Annotated in this window: 20 protein-coding genes and 1 tRNA gene; 11 read left to right on the forward strand and 10 right to left on the reverse strand. The window is 51.9% G+C overall.

All coding sequences use genetic code 11. The features are described from left to right. Window positions 1–14: 14 nt before the first annotated feature. The 7 genes from RDO88_RS12600 to RDO88_RS12630 all read left to right on the forward strand — a co-directional run bounded on the left by RDO88_RS12600 (window position 15) and on the right by RDO88_RS12630 (window position 4204). Window positions 15–728 (forward strand): hypothetical protein, encoded by a 714-nt coding sequence (locus RDO88_RS12600; protein WP_307759705.1) that lies wholly within the window; start codon window positions 15–17, stop codon window positions 726–728. Then, complete coding sequence (locus RDO88_RS12605; protein ID WP_307759706.1) at window positions 725–1504, forward strand: TatD family hydrolase; 780 nt, start codon at window positions 725–727, stop codon at window positions 1502–1504. The genes RDO88_RS12600 and RDO88_RS12605 overlap by 4 nt, the downstream gene beginning before the upstream one ends. Window positions 1505–1667: 163 nt before the next feature. Next, a tRNA-Ser gene (locus RDO88_RS12610) sits at window positions 1668–1755 on the forward strand. 72 nt (window positions 1756–1827) lie between these two features. Then, window positions 1828–2634 (forward strand): MotA/TolQ/ExbB proton channel family protein, encoded by an 807-nt coding sequence (locus RDO88_RS12615; RefSeq protein WP_307759707.1) that lies wholly within the window; start codon window positions 1828–1830, stop codon window positions 2632–2634. An 18-nt stretch (window positions 2635–2652) separates the two neighbouring features. Beyond that, window positions 2653–3138: a hypothetical protein gene (locus RDO88_RS12620; protein ID WP_307759708.1), complete on the forward strand. Its 486-nt coding sequence runs from the start codon at window positions 2653–2655 to the stop codon at window positions 3136–3138. An 11-nt stretch (window positions 3139–3149) separates the two neighbouring features. Beyond that, on the forward strand, window positions 3150–3740 hold the full coding sequence (locus RDO88_RS12625) for a biopolymer transporter ExbD (protein WP_307759709.1): 591 nt from the start codon (window positions 3150–3152) through the stop codon (window positions 3738–3740). Next, the gene (locus tag RDO88_RS12630; RefSeq protein WP_307759710.1) at window positions 3740–4204 is read left to right on the forward strand and encodes a biopolymer transporter ExbD; all 465 of its coding nucleotides are present in this window, start codon (window positions 3740–3742) and stop codon (window positions 4202–4204) included. Before RDO88_RS12625 ends, RDO88_RS12630 begins: the two co-directional genes overlap by 1 nt. Window positions 4205–4274: 70 nt before the next feature. Here the strand turns inward: RDO88_RS12630 and RDO88_RS12635 are convergent, their stop codons facing one another. Together RDO88_RS12635 and RDO88_RS12640 are read right to left on the reverse strand one after the other, a co-directional pair. Further along, the gene (locus RDO88_RS12635; RefSeq protein ID WP_307759711.1) at window positions 4275–4811 is read right to left on the reverse strand and encodes a GNAT family N-acetyltransferase; all 537 of its coding nucleotides are present in this window, start codon (window positions 4809–4811) and stop codon (window positions 4275–4277) included. A gap of 34 nt (window positions 4812–4845) precedes the next feature. Continuing rightward, window positions 4846–6123: a M64 family metallopeptidase gene (locus tag RDO88_RS12640; RefSeq protein WP_307759712.1), complete on the reverse strand. Its 1278-nt coding sequence runs from the start codon at window positions 6121–6123 to the stop codon at window positions 4846–4848. A gap of 148 nt (window positions 6124–6271) precedes the next feature. On the opposite strand from RDO88_RS12640, the gene RDO88_RS12645 reads away from it, so the two are divergent. After that, on the forward strand, window positions 6272–6766 hold the full coding sequence (locus RDO88_RS12645) for an Lrp/AsnC ligand binding domain-containing protein (protein WP_307759713.1): 495 nt from the start codon (window positions 6272–6274) through the stop codon (window positions 6764–6766). A 22-nt stretch (window positions 6767–6788) separates the two neighbouring features. On the opposite strand, the gene RDO88_RS12650 is transcribed toward RDO88_RS12645, so the two are convergent. The 8 genes from RDO88_RS12650 to RDO88_RS12685 form a co-directional block, all read right to left on the reverse strand. After that, the gene (locus tag RDO88_RS12650) at window positions 6789–7277 is read right to left on the reverse strand and encodes a dihydrofolate reductase (protein ID WP_307759714.1); all 489 of its coding nucleotides are present in this window, start codon (window positions 7275–7277) and stop codon (window positions 6789–6791) included. Window positions 7278–7299: 22 nt separating this feature from the next. Continuing rightward, entirely contained in the window at window positions 7300–8094 is a 795-nt protein-coding gene (locus tag RDO88_RS12655; protein ID WP_307759715.1) for a thymidylate synthase, read from the reverse strand. Between the two features lie 12 nt (window positions 8095–8106). After that, a complete protein-coding gene (locus RDO88_RS12660) occupies window positions 8107–8757 on the reverse strand; it encodes a hypothetical protein (RefSeq protein WP_307759716.1) in 651 nt (216 codons plus the stop codon). 121 nt (window positions 8758–8878) lie between these two features. After that, window positions 8879–10090: a cardiolipin synthase gene (gene cls / locus RDO88_RS12665; RefSeq protein ID WP_374043954.1), complete on the reverse strand. Its 1212-nt coding sequence runs from the start codon at window positions 10088–10090 to the stop codon at window positions 8879–8881. Window positions 10091–10207: 117 nt separating this feature from the next. Further along, window positions 10208–10534: a DUF5056 domain-containing protein gene (locus tag RDO88_RS12670; protein WP_307759717.1), complete on the reverse strand. Its 327-nt coding sequence runs from the start codon at window positions 10532–10534 to the stop codon at window positions 10208–10210. Continuing rightward, on the reverse strand, window positions 10521–11066 hold the full coding sequence (locus RDO88_RS12675; RefSeq protein WP_307759718.1) for a sigma-70 family RNA polymerase sigma factor: 546 nt from the start codon (window positions 11064–11066) through the stop codon (window positions 10521–10523). Before RDO88_RS12675 ends, RDO88_RS12670 begins: the two co-directional genes overlap by 14 nt. Then, window positions 11063–11818, reverse strand: a complete 756-nt coding sequence (locus RDO88_RS12680) for a DUF6249 domain-containing protein (RefSeq protein WP_307759719.1) — start codon at window positions 11816–11818, stop codon at window positions 11063–11065. Before RDO88_RS12680 ends, RDO88_RS12675 begins: the two co-directional genes overlap by 4 nt. Next, the gene (locus RDO88_RS12685) at window positions 11815–12048 is read right to left on the reverse strand and encodes a hypothetical protein (protein ID WP_307759720.1); all 234 of its coding nucleotides are present in this window, start codon (window positions 12046–12048) and stop codon (window positions 11815–11817) included. Before RDO88_RS12685 ends, RDO88_RS12680 begins: the two co-directional genes overlap by 4 nt. A gap of 583 nt (window positions 12049–12631) precedes the next feature. Here RDO88_RS12685 and RDO88_RS12690 point away from each other — a divergent pair. The 3 genes from RDO88_RS12690 to RDO88_RS12700 all read left to right on the forward strand — a co-directional run bounded on the left by RDO88_RS12690 (window position 12632) and on the right by RDO88_RS12700 (window position 18221). Continuing rightward, entirely contained in the window at window positions 12632–15166 is a 2535-nt protein-coding gene (locus tag RDO88_RS12690; protein WP_307759721.1) for a glycoside hydrolase N-terminal domain-containing protein, read from the forward strand. A gap of 244 nt (window positions 15167–15410) precedes the next feature. After that, window positions 15411–15755 carry a hypothetical protein gene (locus RDO88_RS12695; RefSeq protein WP_307759722.1) on the forward strand — a complete coding sequence of 115 codons (345 nt, stop codon included), beginning with the start codon at window positions 15411–15413 and terminating at the stop codon, window positions 15753–15755. A 165-nt stretch (window positions 15756–15920) separates the two neighbouring features. Beyond that, window positions 15921–18221: a TonB-dependent receptor domain-containing protein gene (locus RDO88_RS12700; RefSeq protein ID WP_307759723.1), complete on the forward strand. Its 2301-nt coding sequence runs from the start codon at window positions 15921–15923 to the stop codon at window positions 18219–18221. Window positions 18222–18444: the final 223 nt, after the last annotated feature.

An 18444-nucleotide genomic window follows, 5' to 3' on the forward strand; every position in this document is an offset into this window, starting at 1 on the left:
AGAAAGAATAGCGTATGCCTTATAGAAGATTACCCAATACCGACCAGGCTCGTATTCGTGCAATGAAGACGGCGCTTGGAAAAGCCGATGGCTATGACAATCCCTATGGCTTGCCGTTCAGCTTCAAGACGGTGGGAGCGGTGCGCAACTTCCTGCCCCGCTTCGAGGCGGCGCATGCTTTCTATACTGAGTGCTTCGAGCGGCAGGCAAAGGCCGGGCGCAAGCATCAGGCGCATGTGAAGATGGCTCGGTTGTATCTTTCCCATTTCATTCAGGTTCTCAATCTGGCCGTCATACGTTCGGAGATTCGAGTTGCCCATAAATCTTATTACGGACTCGACGACCAGCATACGTTGCCCGACCTGTCGGGGGAACAGTCGTTGTTGGAGTGGGGGAGTAAGATCATCGATGGCGAGAACCGTCGCATTTCTGAAGGAGGCATACCTATATATAATCCTACTATCGCCAAGGTGAAAGTGCATTACGATATTTTTGCCGACAGCTACGAGCGTCAGCGGGAATTTCAGGCAGCCACGGCCCGAAGTCTGGAGGCTGTTTCTGCCATGCGTCGTGAAGCCGATTCGCTAATCTTGGATTTGTGGAATCAGATAGAGGAGAAATTCAGTGGGATAGAACCGGCTGACAAGCGCTTGGATTTGTGCCGTTCCTATGGAGTTATCTATTATTATCGCACCAGCGAAAAAGTAAAGTTAGGAATTGAAGAATGAACTTGATTGATACACACTCCCATCTGTTTTTGGAAGAGTTTTCCGAAGACTTGCCGCAGGTCATTGAACGTGCCCGCGCGGCAGGGGTTTCCCATATCTTTATGCCGAATATAGACAGTACCACCATCCGCCCGATGCTGGAAGTGTGTACCAGATATGCTGGCTATTGCTTTCCGATGATAGGGCTTCATCCCACTTCGGTAGACGGAGGATATGAAAAGGAGCTGGAGATGGTCGCTTCGGAGCTGGCTTTCGGCCGGTCGTATGTGGCGATAGGCGAAATCGGTATGGATTTGTATTGGGACAAGACCTTTTGTCAGGAACAGGAAATCGTGCTTCGGCGACAGCTCGATTGGGCGTTGGAGTACGACCTGCCGGTAGTCATCCATTGCCGCGAGGCGTTCGAACCTATATATAAGATAATGGAGGATTATCGTGTAACCAGCCTTCGAGGTGTGTTTCATAGCTTTACGGGCAATGCAGACGAGGCGGCAAAGGTTCTTGAATTTCCAGGTTTCCTATTGGGGGTAAACGGTGTTTTGACATTCAAAAACTCCCGCCTTTCCGAGGTATTTGCAACAGTTCCTTTGGACAGAGTGCTGCTGGAGACCGACTCGCCTTATCTGACCCCCGTCCCTTATCGGGGGCGGCGTAACGAAAGCGCCTATGTGCAATATGTCTTGTTGAAGCTTGCGGATGTTTATGGCTTGCCTCCCGAAGAAGTGGCAGAACGCACTTCGGCAAGCGCTTTAAAAGTGTTTGGAATGCTCAAATAAGGGTACAAAGACTTTAAAGTTTATTAATTTTGGGTTTTTCTTAAAGATTATAGGCGCAGAATGCGATGTGAGAAGAAAAAAAAGAATACATTTGTAGCTGAAAAAGCGGATGGCTCGCAAATTATTTGCAATTCGCATCCGATTTGAAGCGGTCATTGCATAAGGAGAGATGCTCGAGTGGTTGAAGAGGCACGCCTGGAAAGCGTGTATACCCCTAAAGGGTATCGGGGGTTCGAATCCCCCTCTCTCCGCATGAATGGTGAAAGACAACAAATAAATACAATAAGTAATTTAATTAATTAATCTTAAAAATTAGACACACAATGAAAAAGTTATTTGCAATTGTTGCTGTGATGGGAGTCTTAACATTTGGCTCAACTCAACTTGCTAATGCTCAGGATGCTCCTGCAGCGGAACAAACAGAACAGGCAGCTCCTGCTGCACAGGCTGCCAGCGATGCTGCTGCTCCTGCAGTAGCTGTAGAAGAAGGTGGTATTCACAAGGAACTGAAGACAAAGTTCATCGAAGGTTCTGCATTCTTCATGAGTTTCCCTGCTATCGCATTGGTGATCGGTCTTGCATTCTGCATCGAACGTATCATTTACTTGAGCTTGGCTGAGATCAACACAAAGAAGTTTATTGGTGCAGTTGAAGCCGCTTTGGAAAAAGGCGATGTAGAAGGTGCCAAAGACATTGCCCGTAACACAAGAGGTCCTATCGCTTCTATCTACTATCAGGGTCTGATGAGACTTGATCAAGGTGTAGATGTAGTTGAGAAGTCCGTAGTTTCTTACGGTGGCGTTCAGGCCGGCTACATGGAAAAGGGTTGCTCTTGGATCACGCTGTTCATCGCAATGGCTCCGTCTCTGGGATTCTTGGGTACTGTAATCGGTATGGTGCAGGCATTCGATAAGATCCAGCAGGTAGGTGATATCTCTCCGACGGTTGTTGCAGGTGGTATGAAGGTGGCCTTGATTACTACTATCTTCGGTTTGATTGTAGCCTTGATTCTTCAGGTATTCTACAACTACATCCTGTCTAAGATTGAAGCTCTGACTAGCGAAATGGAAGATTCTTCTATCACGCTGTTGGATATGATCATCAAATATGATTTGAAATATAAGAAATAATCTACTGTCTGCGATATTATGAAGAAATTTAAAATTCAAAACGTTTCGGGTACTGCCCTGTTGGTCATGCTGCTTCTCTCTGTAGTAGTAGTTGCCATGTTCTTCTTGGGTGGCGAAACCCCGATGGAGCAACGTTTGGTCGCAGATACCTCTTTGTCTGAGCCTGCACAAACAGACCTCCTTATCTATTGGATGTATATCCTGTTTGGTGTAACTGTAGCGGTTACATTGGTTGCTGCTTTGTATCAGTTGGTGACAGGTTTCATCGATTCTCCCAAAACAACTCTCAAGTCTTTGCTCGGAGTAGTTCTGTTGGTTGTTATCATGATTGTATCATGGGCAATCGGTAGTGGTGAGCCGTTGGTGATGCCGGGTTATGAAGGTACTGAAAATGTGCCTTTCTGGCTGAAGTTGACTGATATGTTCCTCTACACAATCTATATCCTGATGGGTATCACAGTATTGTTGATCGTCGGGTTTGGAATTACAAAGAAATTTAAATAAATTAGTGACACATGGCTAGAAAGAAAAGAGGCTGCCCGGAAATCAACTCCAGTTCAACGGCGGACATGGCTTTCTTGTTGCTGATTTTCTTCTTGATAACTACCTCTATGGATACCGACCGTGGTTTGGCAAGACGTTTGCCTGAACCCCCGCAGGAAAACCAGAAGAAAGAGGATAAGGATATCAAGGAGCGCAACATCCTCCAGGTCTTCGTGAACTTTAACGACCAGTTGATGTGCGGAAATGACTATGTCAGTGTAGAGCAGCTGCGCGCTAAGGCAAAGGAATTCATCGCCAATCCGTACAACGATGAAAAGTTGCCGGAAAAGGTGGCTAAAGAAGTGCCTTTCTTTGGTACCCAAATGGTGACGAAGTTCCACGTAATTTCTTTGCGATGCGACCGCGGTACGTCCTACAAGGCATATATAGCTGTACAGAATGAATTGGTTGCTGCCTACAATGAGCTACGTAATGAACTGGCACAATCCAAGTGGCAGAAGAATTACGCCGACCTCAATGAGGAGCAGCAAGAAGCAATACGTGAGATTTATCCTCAGGTTATCTCTGAGGCAGAACCTAAAAAGTACGGAGAAAAGAAGTAATGGGAAAATTTAGTAAAACAGGTAAACGTGGAATGCCGGCGTTGAACACTTCTTCTCTGCCTGACCTTATCTTCTCTTTGTTGTTCTTCTTTATGATTGTAACAACGATGCGTGAGGTAACATTAAAGGTTGAGTTTAAGGTTCCGCAAGCCACAGAGTTGGAAAAACTTGAGAAGAAATCCTTGGTAACGTTTATCTATGTTGGTAAACCTACTGCAGAGTTCCGCAAGAAGCTGGGTGATGAAAGTCGTATCCAGTTGAATGACAGTTATGCTGAAGTTTCTGAAGTATATGACTATGTCAACGGTGAACGTGCAAGTATGAAGGAAGAGGATCAGCCGAATATGACTGTTTCTTTGAAGATTGACCAAGACACCAAGATGGGTATCGTTACAGAAATCAAGGAAGCTCTCCGTCAAGCTTATGCATTGAAGATTAACTATTCTGCGCAACCCCGCCAGTAATAGTTGGAATAATAAAATGAAAAAGAGCATATCCATTGGATATGCTCTTTTTTTATGCGTTCATTTCTGATTATGCTTTGGCGTTATATACGTCATGATAGATTCTTTTTTTCACTCTCTCATAGTCTTTTTCACTGTCCAGAGATCCATAAACCATAAGTCGCATGGGCAGAAAGTCGTCACCTGCTTTGTAAGGTGGTTGGCGATATTCGTTTTCCCACAATGTGAAGCCGTTCCGTTGGTAGAAACCTACTCGTCGTTTGGCTATCTCTTCTTCCGGCATTTCTACTTCCAGTACAATAGGCTTGTGCAAAGCGTTGCATAGATGTTGCAGAACGGCCTTGCCATACCCGCCGTTTCTTTGTGTCGGATCGATGGCAAAGTGTTCGGCATAATAGAAGTCATCGAAGTCCCAGTAACTGATAAGACCAATTGGTTGTCCGTCGTTCAGTATAATGTTGTTGTAGAAATGCGGACGGTGGTCTGTGAAGTCTCGTATTTCGTTTAAATCCCTGTATTCGTCAGAGGGAAAAGACTGTGTCATAAGCCCTTCCAGATAAGCATATAGCTCACGGTCAGAGGTCGTAATACGTTTCAGTGTAATCATGTATTGTTTGTTTTATGGATGAATGTTCAGCATTTTATTCCGTATAGAATTCAACCAATCGCCGGATGGCGCGTTGGCAAACGGGGCAGAATGTCGGATATTCATTGGTACGCATGCGGCAGTTATCGGCAGGACGGTAGATACCTTTGGACGAATATCCTCCACCCTCGTATACACCTACTGGATAGTTTTCACTTTCTGTCGTGGGCGTGGGAATGGGTGTCTTTTTTTTCAGCATATCTTCCCATTTTGAGGCAAAGTTCACACGGGTACTGATATTCTGTTCCCACGGTTCTACATCCAGCGGATAAGTATCGTTCATAACGTCCTCATCATAGAAATATTCATCAGCCAGTCCGGCAAAGCTATGGCCGAATTCATGTACCACTACGGGGCGGAACATCGGATGATGAGCTGTGGTCAGTGTATAGGCATTGTAGATACCTCCACCGCCATATTCATCGGTATTGGCCAGAATAATGATGTGTTCATAGGGGATTCCTGCCAGTGCATCATGTATAGACTTCACGCGCGAGGTAGTCAGGTACCGGTCGGAATAGAATGTGCTGAAATGCGAATTGAATGCAGTCCGTTTCCATTCATTCAGGCGTGGAATGCTGACTCCGCTGTCTTTTGAAGGGCTGGCCACGGTCACTATATTGAAACGGTCTTTCAGTGATTTGAACGGTTCGTGGTCGAATAGGCTTTCACAGGCAATGGCTGCGTCGCGGTAGAATGTGTCCATCTCACCTTCCGTATAACCCTCTGCCAGAATGGCCACGTCGATGCATCGTTCAGAATTTCCACTTTTCATCAGATATTTATGAGGCGTCACGTTATCGAATCCTTTCGGATGGATCAGGATGTCGTTCGGGTCAACCGTATGCTTCAGGCTGGCTGTCGGTTTCAGACGTTTGTCGAGGAGTGTCACTTCCACTTCAACCGGTTGCTTGGGGTAGGGCAGCAGGAATGTATTTTCAAACCCCTTCTGAACACTGCGCGCTTCATCTGTTTCCAGCCATTCCTGGAAGAGCGTAGAGAATGAAGTGCGGTAGATTACAATTCCACTTGCCTTGTCGCGTACCGTTATCTGTCCGTAACCGGCCAAAGGCAACTGATCCAGGTTATGCTTGCGTCCGCTCCAGCCGGGTAAGGCGTACAATTCGTCGACGCAGATTTCCTGATGTTCGGCGTTGCCGGTGAAATAGTAGTCTGCACGGAGTGTCTTGTCCGTGAAATATCGGGAGAATTCTTGTGCGTACAATGTGCCTGCCATGAGCAGTGTGATAAGGAGACAAACCTGTTTCTTCATAATCTTTTCTTTTTTTGTGGAAGTTACAAAGGTATGGTTTTTGTAATATATATGCAAGAAAACTAACAATCCGTATCTTTTATGCTGAAAAAAATGCTAACTTTGCATCCTGGTAATTATAAGTCAATATTATTTTAAGGAGTTAAAAATGGGACATCATCAATTGGATACTTTGGACGAGCAGATACTGAAGCTGATAGCCGACAATGCCCGTATCCCTTTCCTGGAAGTGGCGCGTGCCTGCAATGTATCGGGTGCAGCCATCCATCAACGTATACAGAAGCTTACGAATTTAGGAATATTGAAAGGGTCGGAATATATCATTGACCCCGAGAAGATTGGTTACGAAACGTGTGCCTATATCGGAATCTATCTGAAGGATCCTTCTTCGTCGGATGCGGTAATCAAGGCGCTGGAGAACATTCCCGAGATTGTGGAGTGCCACATTACAACCGGTAAGTACGACATGTTCATCAAACTTTACGCGCGCAACAACCGCCATCTGCAGAACATCATTCAGGAAAAGCTTCAACCGCTGGGCATGGCCCGTACCGAGACACTGATTTCCTTTCATGAGGTTATCAAACGCCAGATGCCTATCCTGATTGAGGAAGACGAACCGGAAGCGGAAGAGAAAGATTAAGTTGACGTTCTTCGTCCGCCTTTCAGCGGCGGACGTAGTCTACAAAGGCATAGGAACAGGGATGTTTTTCATCGGCAGGATGAACGTCCCTGTTTTTTTCGTGCCATACTTCAGGCAGTACCTGCGGGAAATAGGCGTCGGCCTGTGGAGCCTCGTCATCTATTTCTGTCAGGCAGAGGCGGTCGGCCAGCGGCAGGGCCTGGCGGTAGACACTTTCACCGCCGATGATGTAGACCTCTTCGTCGGAGCTGCAATGTTTGAGGGCTTCCTCCAGACTGGTGAATACCTCGGCGCCGGGGCAGGTGGCATGGACGTTGGACGAGAGGACGATGTTGCGTCGGTTGGGCAGTGCGCCTTTGGGCAATGACTCGAAAGTCTTGCGGCCCATAATGATGGTATGACCCGTAGTCAGTGCCTTGAATCGTTTCAGGTCGTTGGGCAGCCAGAAGAGCAGTTCGTTCTGGTAGCCGATGGCCATGCGGCGGTCTACGGCGGCTATGATGCTGATCATGTCTTTTTTCGTTTTTGGGGTGTTAAACGGATACTTTGCCTGCGATGTGTGGATGCGGATCGTAGTTCACCAGCTCGAAGTCCTCGTACTGGAAGTCGAAGATATTCTTCACATCCGGATTGATTTTCATCTGCGGCAGGGGGCGCGGTTCGCGCGTCAGTTGCAGTTTCACCTGCTCCAGGTGGTTCAGGTAGATGTGTGCATCGCCCAGCGTATGGATGAAATCACCTGCTTTCAGGCCCGTCACCTGCGCCATCATCTGCAGCAGCAGGGCATACGATGCGATGTTGAACGGTACCCCCAGGAAGGTGTCCGCGCTGCGCTGGTACAATTGCAGGCTCAGGCGCCCGTCGGCCACGTAGAACTGGAAGAAGGCGTGGCAGGGCGGCAGGTTCATGTTGTTCAGGTCGCCCACGTTCCAGGCACTCACGATGATGCGGCGTGAGTCGGGATTGTGCTTGATGGTTTCCACCGCTTCGCTGATCTGGTCGATAAATCCGCCCTGATAGTCAGGCCACGAACGCCACTGATAACCGTAGATATGTCCCAGGTCACCGTCGGCATCGGCCCATTCGTTCCAGATACGTACACCATGTTCCTGCAGGTATTTCACGTTGGTGTCGCCCTTGAGGAACCAGAGCAGTTCGTAGATGATGGACTTCAGGTGCAGCTTTTTGGTAGTGAGGCAGGGGAAACCGTCGTCCAGGTTGAAGCGCATCTGGTGGCCGAACACGCTGATGGTGCCCGTACCGGTTCGGTCACTTTTCTCGACACCCTCGGTCAGGATGCGGTTGAGCAAGTCTAAATATTGTTTCATGAGTAGGTTGCTTTATTGTTCATCGTTATGTGATTCTGCTTCGTCGCCTTGGTCGGAGCAGGGCTCCAGCTCGAAGTAGATGTAGTCTTTTATGTGAAACTTTTTATACCATTCGGAAGGATGGCTCTTGGAAAAACGGACACCGCAGTAATCAATCAGTGTCCCCTCCTGACCGCTCCATGTGATGGTGCGCTTGTGCCCTGTGGCATAGGCAATGAGCGGTATCCGGTCCTTGGCCGTATAGGTGTGGGTCGGTAAGGTTTCCATCAGGATACAGCCTTCGGTAGGTACAGGCAGGTAGAGGCTCATGCCGATGGGGCTTTGGATGGCAATGTGTGCGGTGTCAGGCGACTGTGCCTTGGCAAAGAACTGGAAATTGGTCTGGCCGTTTATGTCCAGCGGCCGGACTTTGTTCAGCGCCTTCCGTGTACTGGTACCGTTCGTACATTGCACCATGTAGAGGATATAGGAAACCTTCAGGTCCGTCTTGACCTGTACATTGAATCCGTAGATGCCCTGGAACTCCATGAGGCCTTGTACAAAATTGTCCTGCGGAGTTTCGTAAAAGACGGATATGGTATCGGTCGCATGACTGGTTTGTGCCGTCAGGCTGCAGAAAGCCGTTGTCATGAATAGGGTCAGAAGCAGAAAATGCCTTTTCATAAGTTCATTCTTTAAATCAGGTTGAAAAAGGGGGCTGTGTCAGTCCGGATAATCTTGTAGTGAATGTTCGTTTTGACATAACCCCCGCAAAGGTAGGCTTTTCTGTTGAATTGTGCAAACGTCAGAGGAACGGGGTAAGCAGATTGCCGAACCATCCCACAAACTTCTTCCATGCCGAGCGCTCTTTCCAGACTTCGGGTGTCAGCAAGGTGCTGCGTTGCTTGTCGCGCTCGAACATCTCCGTCAGTTGGGCCGTCGTTTCGGGGTCGAAGATGAAGGCATTGGTCTCGTAGTCGTAGCGCAGGCTGCGACTGTTCAGGTTGGCCGTACCCACGGTACAGAAGCTTCCGTCCACCATCATCACCTTGGAGTGGTGGAAGCCGCCGTTGAACAGATACACCTTGGCACCTTTCTTCATCAGCTTGTGCAGGATGTAGAAGGCCGCTTCGGGCGTAAAGGGAACGTCGGATACCCGTGGCACCATGATTTCCACCTCCGTACCTTTCTTCAGCGCATACTTGATGGCTTCGCGGATGGACTTGGTCGGCACGAAGTAAGGGTTCACGATGCGTATCAGGCTGTCGGCTTCGCAGATGGAGGCAGCATAGGCACGACTGATAGAACGCGGCGTCTCGCGGGGCGTGCGGTCTACAATCATGATTTCCTCGGCGATGCTGTCCGGCAGCTGGGGTGTGTCGGGGAAGTATTCCGGCCCGCCGATGTGTTGACCTGTCTCGCGGTTCCACATGGTCAGGAAGATGCCCTGCAGGTAGCGCACGGCGTCGCCTTCGATACGGGCGTGGATGTCGTGCCATTCGCCTATCTTGGGCAGGCCCTTGATGTAGTAGTCGGCCACGTTCATGCCGCCCGTATAGCCTGTCTTGCCGTCGATGACTACAATCTTGCGGTGGTCGCGGTGGGCGGCGTGGTTGAACCAGGGGAAGGTGAAGGGATCGAATTTCACGATTTCGATGCCCTGTTCGCGAATGGCTTTCAGGTGTTTCTTTTTCAGAGGCTTGTTGTTCGACAGGTTGCCGAAGGCGTCGAACAGCGCACGTACCTCCACTCCTTCCTTTACCTTCTGGGCCAGCAGACGGAAGAGGACACCGGCGATGGAGTCGTTGCGGAAGTTGAAGTATTCCAGATGGATGTGGTGGCGAGCGCCGCGGATGGCTTCGAACAGGTCGTTGAACTTGTCTTCACCGCTCATCAGCAGTTCCACCCGGTTGTTGCAGGTCAGCGGGGAGCCCATGTCCTTCAGCCGTTGCATGACGGCGCTGTCGCTGCGGGCCGTTTGGGCGGAGGCCTTTCCGGCAAGGAGCAGCAGAACCATTGCCAGACTTAGGGTGATATGTATTAAAACTTTTTTTGTCATTCCAGTTTTTTGAAGGGACAAAGATATAACATATCACCGACAAAATTGTTTGTCAGCAGCGAAAAATAACTATTTTCACGCCAATGAGGCTATTTTTTTATACATAAGGAACAGTACTACCACTACGGCTACCGCCATCGATCGCGGGTCTGTCTGCGCCATGCCGTCGGCCAGTGTCGCGGTGAAGGCCTCGCGCAGGCTGTTCCATAGCAGTTCCAGTCCGTCCAGCGCCACAAACAGCACGGCGGCCAGGGTGAACCCTCCGGCCGTCCACAGGCGTGCCAGGCGGTTGCTCCGGCGGGGCAGGCTGTGCATCACGCGGCGTGTGAAGCCATTGTCGGCCACTTCCTGCCGTTCTCCGGCGAAGAAGCTCTCCAGTAACTTGTCGTCATTTTCCGTCATAACCATTCTGTTTTAAGTACGTTGCCATCTTTTCCTTGGCCCTCGAAAGGTGGCTTTTTACGGTTCCCGTGGGGCATCCGGTAATGCTTGCTATCTTGTCGATGCTCTGGTCTTCCAGATAGAAGAGGGTGATGCAGGTGCGCTCGATGTCTCTCAGCGTGGCCAGTGCGCGGTGCAGGTCCGAGTGCAGGCCCGTGTCCGGCTGGCGCACGCTGCACTGGGCGTCCACCCGTGCCGTGTCCAGGTCGTCTGTCTCCTTCCGGCTGCGAAGATAGTCATAATATTGGTTGTACGCAATGCGGTAGAGCCAGGTGGAGAAGCTGGACAGGTTCTTGAAGGAAGCCAGGCTGGTGTAGGCACGGATAAAGGTGTCCTGCGCCAGGTCGTCGCTCAGTTCGCTGTCGCCGCAGGTCAGGTTCAGGAAGAAGCGCCTCACGGGCGACTGGTATTTCCTGACCAGCTGGTCGAAGGCGCGGGTGTTGTGGAACACCACGACCTGCGCAATGAGCGATATGTCGTTGAGTTGGCTCATTCTTTCGGTTCGTTTGTGTCTTCAGCGTCGGGCGTGTCTTTCTTTTCGGTCTGGTCGCGGAGTTCGATGCCGCCCACCTTCATGTAGCGGTAGCCGGTCTTTTCGTCACGCTCCATGCGGATGAAGGGTTTGCCGTCGCCCTGTCCCGGCTGGGTATAGTAGATGGTCACTTGTCCGAAGCCGGTGAACATGATGAGCAGGCCGATGCATCCCAGGCCGAACACGCCCGTGATGGACCACAGAAAGATGAAGAGCCCGATGCCCAGGAAGATGTTCTTGATGCCCCGGCTGTGCAGGTCCTTGCCTTCGCCTTCTTTAAAAAACTCGGGCGGCAGCTGTTGTCCGGCAGCCAGTGCCTGTTCGGCCAGTCGGTATTTGGCCTTGCGGTTCTTGTAGCGGAAGTAGAAGATGATGAAGATGAGCAGTGCGGGCAGGCCCAGTGTGAAGATGATGGCCGTCAGGGCGACGAGGGTTTCCGGCGCGTCGTCGCCGAAGTTGAAGCCTACCCATTGCAGGCCGCTGCCGTCGTGTCGGTGGCGGTAGGTATCGTCATCGCCGGCTTCGTCGGCATCGGTACCTTCGTAGGTGGTGATACTGACGGTGTCCACCTGCTGGCGACCGTCAATCAGGTCATAGTTCAGTTCGATGACGCGCTTCTTGCCGTCTACGGTGTCGGTCACGGTTCTGTTTTCGGCCTGCATGCCCAGGCTTGTGGCGGCCATCAGGCCGAGTAGGATAAGGATACGTTTCATATTCGTTCGTTTTTATTCGTTTCAGGGTTTTCTTTGTCTGTTAGACGGAACCTCCGCCCCACAAGGTTGCAAAGTGACGACTTTTTTTTCAGAAATTTCCGTCTTTTCCCTTTTTTCTGCGTTTCCCCTTCGTTTTTCTCGGTCGCCATGCGGCTCTGACGTTTTGACACTTTGTATTTTCTATTGGCTGAGAATCGCTTCTTTCCGGCCTGAGGACGGTTCGTTTCCATCCGCGCGAGTGATTTTCTGTATAACGCTGGAAGTCAGTTGCGTATCGAAATGTTTACAGTTGAAATAGAACGTCAATATTCCCTTTTGAGGCCCGGCTGTTCCTTTTCCGTGGGCAAAGCGTCGCTTTTCCCTCGGCAAGTTGTATGTTTTCCCTCGGCAAATCGTATGTTTGGTGTGGTTAGAAGGTTTGTTTTCTCTCGGCAAGTCGTATGTTTTCTGTCGGTAAATGCCCGAATTCGTCTGCCGGAGTGCATATATAGTCTTTTTTCTGCATTTCTTCTGCATAATTATAGCCTATTTTCTTTGTTTCTTCGCTGGTTGTACTCCTTTGGCAAAACTGCGTTGTCAGCCTTGCGGCTATTCTGCTTTCATTTTGTTTGTTCAGGCTTGTTTTGTCGGGCAATGCGTCAAAGTGCGTGCAGGCAAGCCCCATTGGTATCGGAAGCTTTTAAGATGTGTCCCATTTCCTTGCGTTTTTGTTCCAAAGGCACTTTCTGTTTTCGCAGAAGTGTTGGATTGTCCGTAGGTTTTCGTAACTTTGCTTGCATTCATATCGATAAATTCTTAAACTCCAAAAAACTCATGAAACACTTTTATTTGCTATTTCTGCTCTGCCTGGCGGCCTGCGCGGGCGGCGGCGAAAAGGAGAGAGAGACCGTCAGGCTGTGGTACGACGAGCCGGCGGCCAACTGGAACGAAGCCCTGCCCATCGGCAACGGCAGGCTGGGAGCGATGGTCTTCGGCGGAACGTCCGAGGAACACCTGCAGCTCAACGAAAACACACTCTACAGCGGCGAACCCTCTACGATGTTCAAGGACATACAGGTGACGCCCGCCATGAAGGAACGCGTCGTGGCCCTGATGAAGGCCGGCGAATACGGCCAGGCTTCGGACCTCATCTGCAAGCATTGGCTGGGACGTCTGCACCAGTACTACCAGCCCTTCGGCGACCTCTACATCACGGACAACCGTGGCGGCGAGGCTTCGGCCTACACCCGTGAACTGAACCTCTCGGAGGCCGTGAACCGCACCGTCTATACCGCGGGCGGCGCGACGGTGGAACGCGAAGTCTTCGCTTCGCATCCCGACGATGTCATCGTCATCCGCCTGAAGACCGACAACAAGGAAGGGCTCGACGTCACGCTGGACTTCGCATCCGTTCATCCCACCGCACACCAGCTCCAGCAGGACGGCAAGCTGGTGCTGAAAGGTCAGGCACCGGGCTACGTGGAGCGGCGCACCTTCGAGCAGCTGGAGAGCTGGGGCGACCAGTACAAGCACCCAGAGCTGTACGACGCCGACGGCCGCCGCAAGTTCAACAAGCGCGTGATCTATGGCGACGAGATAGACGGCAAGGGCATGTTCTTCGAGGCCCAGCTGTTGCCCGTGTGCCGCGGTGGCAAGGTCGAAGTCACCGACAAGGGTATCCGCGTGAGCGGCACGGACGAAGCCTGCTTCCTTCTGAGCATGGCCACCAGCTACAACGGTTTCGACAAGAGCCCCAGCCGCGAGGGCATTGACCCTTCGGCCAAGGCCTCGTCCATCTTGAAGAAGGCTTCGGCCTATACTTACGACCAGCTGAAGGAACGGCATACGGCCGACTTCAACGCCCTCTTCGGCCGTGTCAGCCTGAAGCTGGCTTCCTCGCCCGAGCAGCTGGCCCTGCCTACCGACGAGCGTATCGACCGCTTTGCCGACCAGAGCGACCCCGACCTGGCCGCCACCCTCTTCCAGTACGGGCGCTACCTCATGATATCCGGTTCGCGTCCCGGCGGCCAGCCCCTCAACCTGCAGGGCATTTGGAACCAGGATACCATCCCCGCCTGGAACAGCGGCTATACCATCAACATCAACACTGAAATGAACTACTGGCCGGCCGAGCTGACCAATCTGTCCGAATGTCACGAACCGCTGTTCCGCATGATTGAAGAGCTGGCCGTTTCGGGCCGCGAGACGGCGGAGCGCATGTACGGAGCCCGTGGTTGGGTGGCCCATCACAACACCTCCCTGTGGCGCGAGTCCGTACCCAACGACAACGTGCCCAGTGCCTCCTTCTGGCCGATGGTACAAGGCTGGCTCACGAGCCATCTGTGGGAACACTACCAGTTCACGCAGGACGAAGCCTTTCTGAAGGAAAAGGCCTATCCGCTGATGAAGGGTGCCGCCGAGTTCTTTGCCGACTGGCTGATTGACGACGGTCAGGGCCATCTGGTGACTCCCGCCGGCCTCTCGCCCGAAAACTGGTTCATCTCGCCCAAGGGAGAACGCGTGGCCCTCAGCATGGGTCCCACGATGGACATGGCCATCATCCGCGAGAACTTTACCCGCACGCTGGCCGCTGCCCGTCTGCTGAACGTCGATGCCGAGTTGCAAAAGGAATTGCAGGACAAGTTGGAGAAGTTGCTTCCCTATCAGATAGGCGAGGGGGGTAAGTTGCAGGAATGGATGTACGACTTCAAGGAGGCCGATCCGCGTCACCGCCACCTGTCCCATCTGTACGGCTTCCACCCCGGCGACCAGATTACGACCGATACCCCCGAATTGTTCAATGCCGTACGCCAGACCCTGCTGAACCGTGGCGATGAAGCTACCGGCTGGTCCATGGGCTGGAAAATCAACATGTGGGCCCGCATGCTCGACGGCAACCACGCCTATAAAATCATTTCCAACCTGTTCAACCCCATGGACTTCGGCACCGGCCGCAAGGGAGGTGGACTTTATAAGAGCATGCTCGACGCCTGTCCGCCCTTCCAGATCGACGGTAATTTCGGTTTCACCGCCGGTGTGGCCGAAATGCTGCTTCAGAGTCATGCCGGCTACCTGCATCTGCTTCCCGCTCTGCCCGATGCCTGGCCCGAAGGCAGCGTGTCGGGGCTGAAGGCACGCGGCAATTTCGAGGTAGACATGCAGTGGAAGGCCGGAACCCTGACCGGCGCCGCCATCCGTTCGCTTTCGGGCAAGTCCTGCAAGCTGCGTACAGCCTGGCCGGTAGTGGTCAACAAGGACGGTCGTGAAGTGGCCCGCAGTGGCGGAAAGCAGTCCAATGCTGTCTTCAGCTACTACGAAGTGGACTTCCCCACCGAAGCCGGCGGCGAATATGCGATAGCTTTGCAGTAGTCTGCTATAGATGAATGTGTGGAGGATGTGTGTCACAACTCACCACAGATTACCCGGATTATCACGGATTGTTCAATCGGATAATCGGAAGGCTGGCAACAGATCTGTGTCAATCTGTGTAATCTGTGGTGGGTTGTATGTACATCCTTTTTTATTATACCAATAGATTGGTATTCCGAAAGTTTGTGCATCCGCATAATTAGCCTTATCTTTGCCGCCACAATCAATCATAAACTGACGTTCTTTGGAGAAGTTGCGGCGCATCCTGAAGTTTTTTCTTCCCCTGCTGTTCCTGACGTATTGGGGAGGAGTCACGCTGTTCACCCACTCGCATGTGGTGAACGGGGTCATCATTGTGCACTCGCATCCCTTCAAAGCCGGTCATCAGCACACCGAGAGCCAGGCCGAAACAATCTTTTTTCTCGACCATTATGTGGCTTCCTCCGTTCCTGTGCTGCTTGTTGCCGTTCCCTGCTTCTGTGCCCTGTTGGGCTTGCTGGTTGTGGCGCGTACGTCGCGCCTCTTCCTACGTCGGCCGGACGACGGCATCCGTCTGCGGGCCCCTCCCGCTTGTGTCTTCTTCTGCTGACGTGAGATGTATCATGGTTTACCACAGATTGCGCTGATTGACTCGGATCTTTATCATGCTGATTGTCCGAGCAAATAATCTGTGCCAGTTTGTGTAATCTGTGATGAGTCTCCGTTCAGGTACATCCATCCTTTTCTTTATTCAAATTATTAAAATAGAAGACACATGAAAAAATATATCTTTCTTGTGGTGGCCGTGCTGTGTGCATTGCTGCCCGCCACCCTTATGGCCGAAGAGCTGAAAAGCTCGGATGCCAACATCATAGGACATGTATTGGAGAAACATTCCCAGGAACACCTTTCTTATATCACCGTTTCGCTGAAGGGTACCACCATCGGTACCCTGACCGACGCTACGGGCCACTATTTTCTGAAAAACCTGCCCGAAGGCAAGTTCACGTTGCAGGTCAGTGCCGTGGGCTACAAGACCCTGACGCGTGAAGTTGTCCTGAAGAAGGGCGTTACGCTGGAAGAAAACTTCGAACTGGAGGAAGACCTTGTGGCACTGGACGGCGTTGTGGTCACCGCCAACCGCAGTGAGACCACCCGCCGTCTGGCCCCTACGCTGGTCAACGTCATGGACTTCAAGCTCTTCGAGCAGACCAACTCCACTACGCTGGCCCAGGGACTGAATTTCCAGCCCGGCGTGCGGGTGGAGAACAACTGCCAGAACTGCGGCTTCCAGCAAGTGCGCATTAACGGCCTCGATGGTCCCTATACGCAGATTCTCATTGACTCGCGTCCTGTGTTCAGCGCTCTGGCTGGCGTGTACGGACTGGAGCAGATTCCGGCCAACATGATTGAGCGTGTGGAAGTAATGCGCGGCGGCGGTTCGGCCCTCTTCGGTGCTTCGGCCATTGCAGGTACCATCAACATCATTACCAAGGAACCCTTGCGCAACTCCGCCCAGCTGGGGCACACCCTCATGGGCGTGGGCGGCCTTTCGACGTTCGACAATAACACGACGATGAATGCTTCGCTGGTTACCGACAACCACAAGGCGGGTATCTACGTCTTCGGCCAGAACCGCCAGCGCAGCGGCTTCGACTACGACGGCGACGGCTTCACCGAGCTGCCCAAGCTGCGCAACCAGACCGTGGGCTTCCGTTCTTTCCTCAAGACCAGCAACTATTCCAAGCTGACCTTCGAGTACCACCATTTGCAGGAATTCCGCCGGGGCGGTAATCTGCTCGACCGTCCGCCCCACGAGACCGACATCACCGAACAGACCGAGCACAGCATCAACAGCGGAAGCGTGAAGTTCGACTACTTCTCGCCCGACGAGAAACATAAAGTCAATGTCTACGCCTCCATGCAGCACATCGACCGCGATAGCTACTACGGCGGCGACCATTCGCTCAATGCCTACGGAGCCACGACGGACCTGACGTGGGTAGTCGGTTCGCAGTACGTCTACCACTTCGACCGCTGCCTCTTTCTGCCTGCCGACCTGACGGGTGGCGTGGAGTACAACCAGGACGCCATGCACGACAAGATGTGGGGCTACAACCGTTACATCGACCAGACGGTGCGCATCGCCGGTGCCTTCCTGCAGAACGAGTGGAAGAACGACCGCTGGAGCTTCCTCGTGGGTGGCCGTCTGGACAAGCACAATCTGATAGATCACGTCATCTTCAGTCCGCGTGTCAATCTGCGCTACAATCCCACGAAGGACATCAACCTGCGTGCCGCCTATTCCGTAGGCTTCCGTGCGCCCCAGGCCTTTGATGAGGACCTGCATGTCGAGAATGTGGGCGGCAACGTATCCATGATTCAGCTGGCCGAGGACCTTCGCGAAGAGAAGTCACGCAGTGTCAGTCTTTCGGCCGACCTGTACCACCGTTGGGGTGCCTTGCAGGGCAATCTGTTGATCGAGGGCTTCTATACCAACCTGTCCGACGCCTTTGCCTTGCGCCAGATCGGTACCGAAGACGGCATCCTGAAGAACGAACGCTATAACGAAAAGGGTGCCCGTGTCTACGGCGTGACCCTCGAAGGCAAGCTGGCCTGGCTCACCACGCTCCAGCTTCAGGCAGGTGTCACCTTGCAGAAGGCCGAATATAAGGAAGCCCGCCAGTGGAGCGACGACGAAACCGTTCCCATGGAGAAGCGCATCTTCCGCACGCCCGACACCTATGGTTACATGACCCTGACCTACAGCCCTGTGAAACCTCTGAGCATCGCCCTGTCGGGTACCTATACGGGCAGCATGCTGGTGGAACACCGTGCCGGCTATATCGAGAAAGACCGTGCCGAGACCACACCCAGCTTTTGGGAGATGAACCTCAAGGCCGCCTACGACTTCACCCTCTACAAGAACATCACCCTTCAGGTGAATGCCGGTGTGCAGAACCTCTTCAACGCCTATCAGAAGGACTTCGATCAAGGCAAGCTGCGCGACTCCGGCTACATATACGGTCCCGGCCTGCCCCGTTCCTATTTTGCCGGGGTGAAGATCAGCTACTGATGGAATTAATAAATTAAGGTATTTATATACCAATTTACACTAATCTTATAAAATAATCTGCATTTAATTTGCATCTTGTGTAAAAAGCTACTATATTAGAGGCGTAATCAAAAACTAAGCCTTATGTTTAATAGTAGATTTAAATCATTAAAAGACTTACAAGATGCGTTCCCAACAGAACAACATTGTATAGACTACTTGGAAGAAAAAAGGTGGGGTGGAA

It is taken from the genome of uncultured Mediterranea sp., from assembly GCF_902493215.1.
GTDB lineage: Bacteria > Bacteroidota > Bacteroidia > Bacteroidales > Bacteroidaceae > Bacteroides.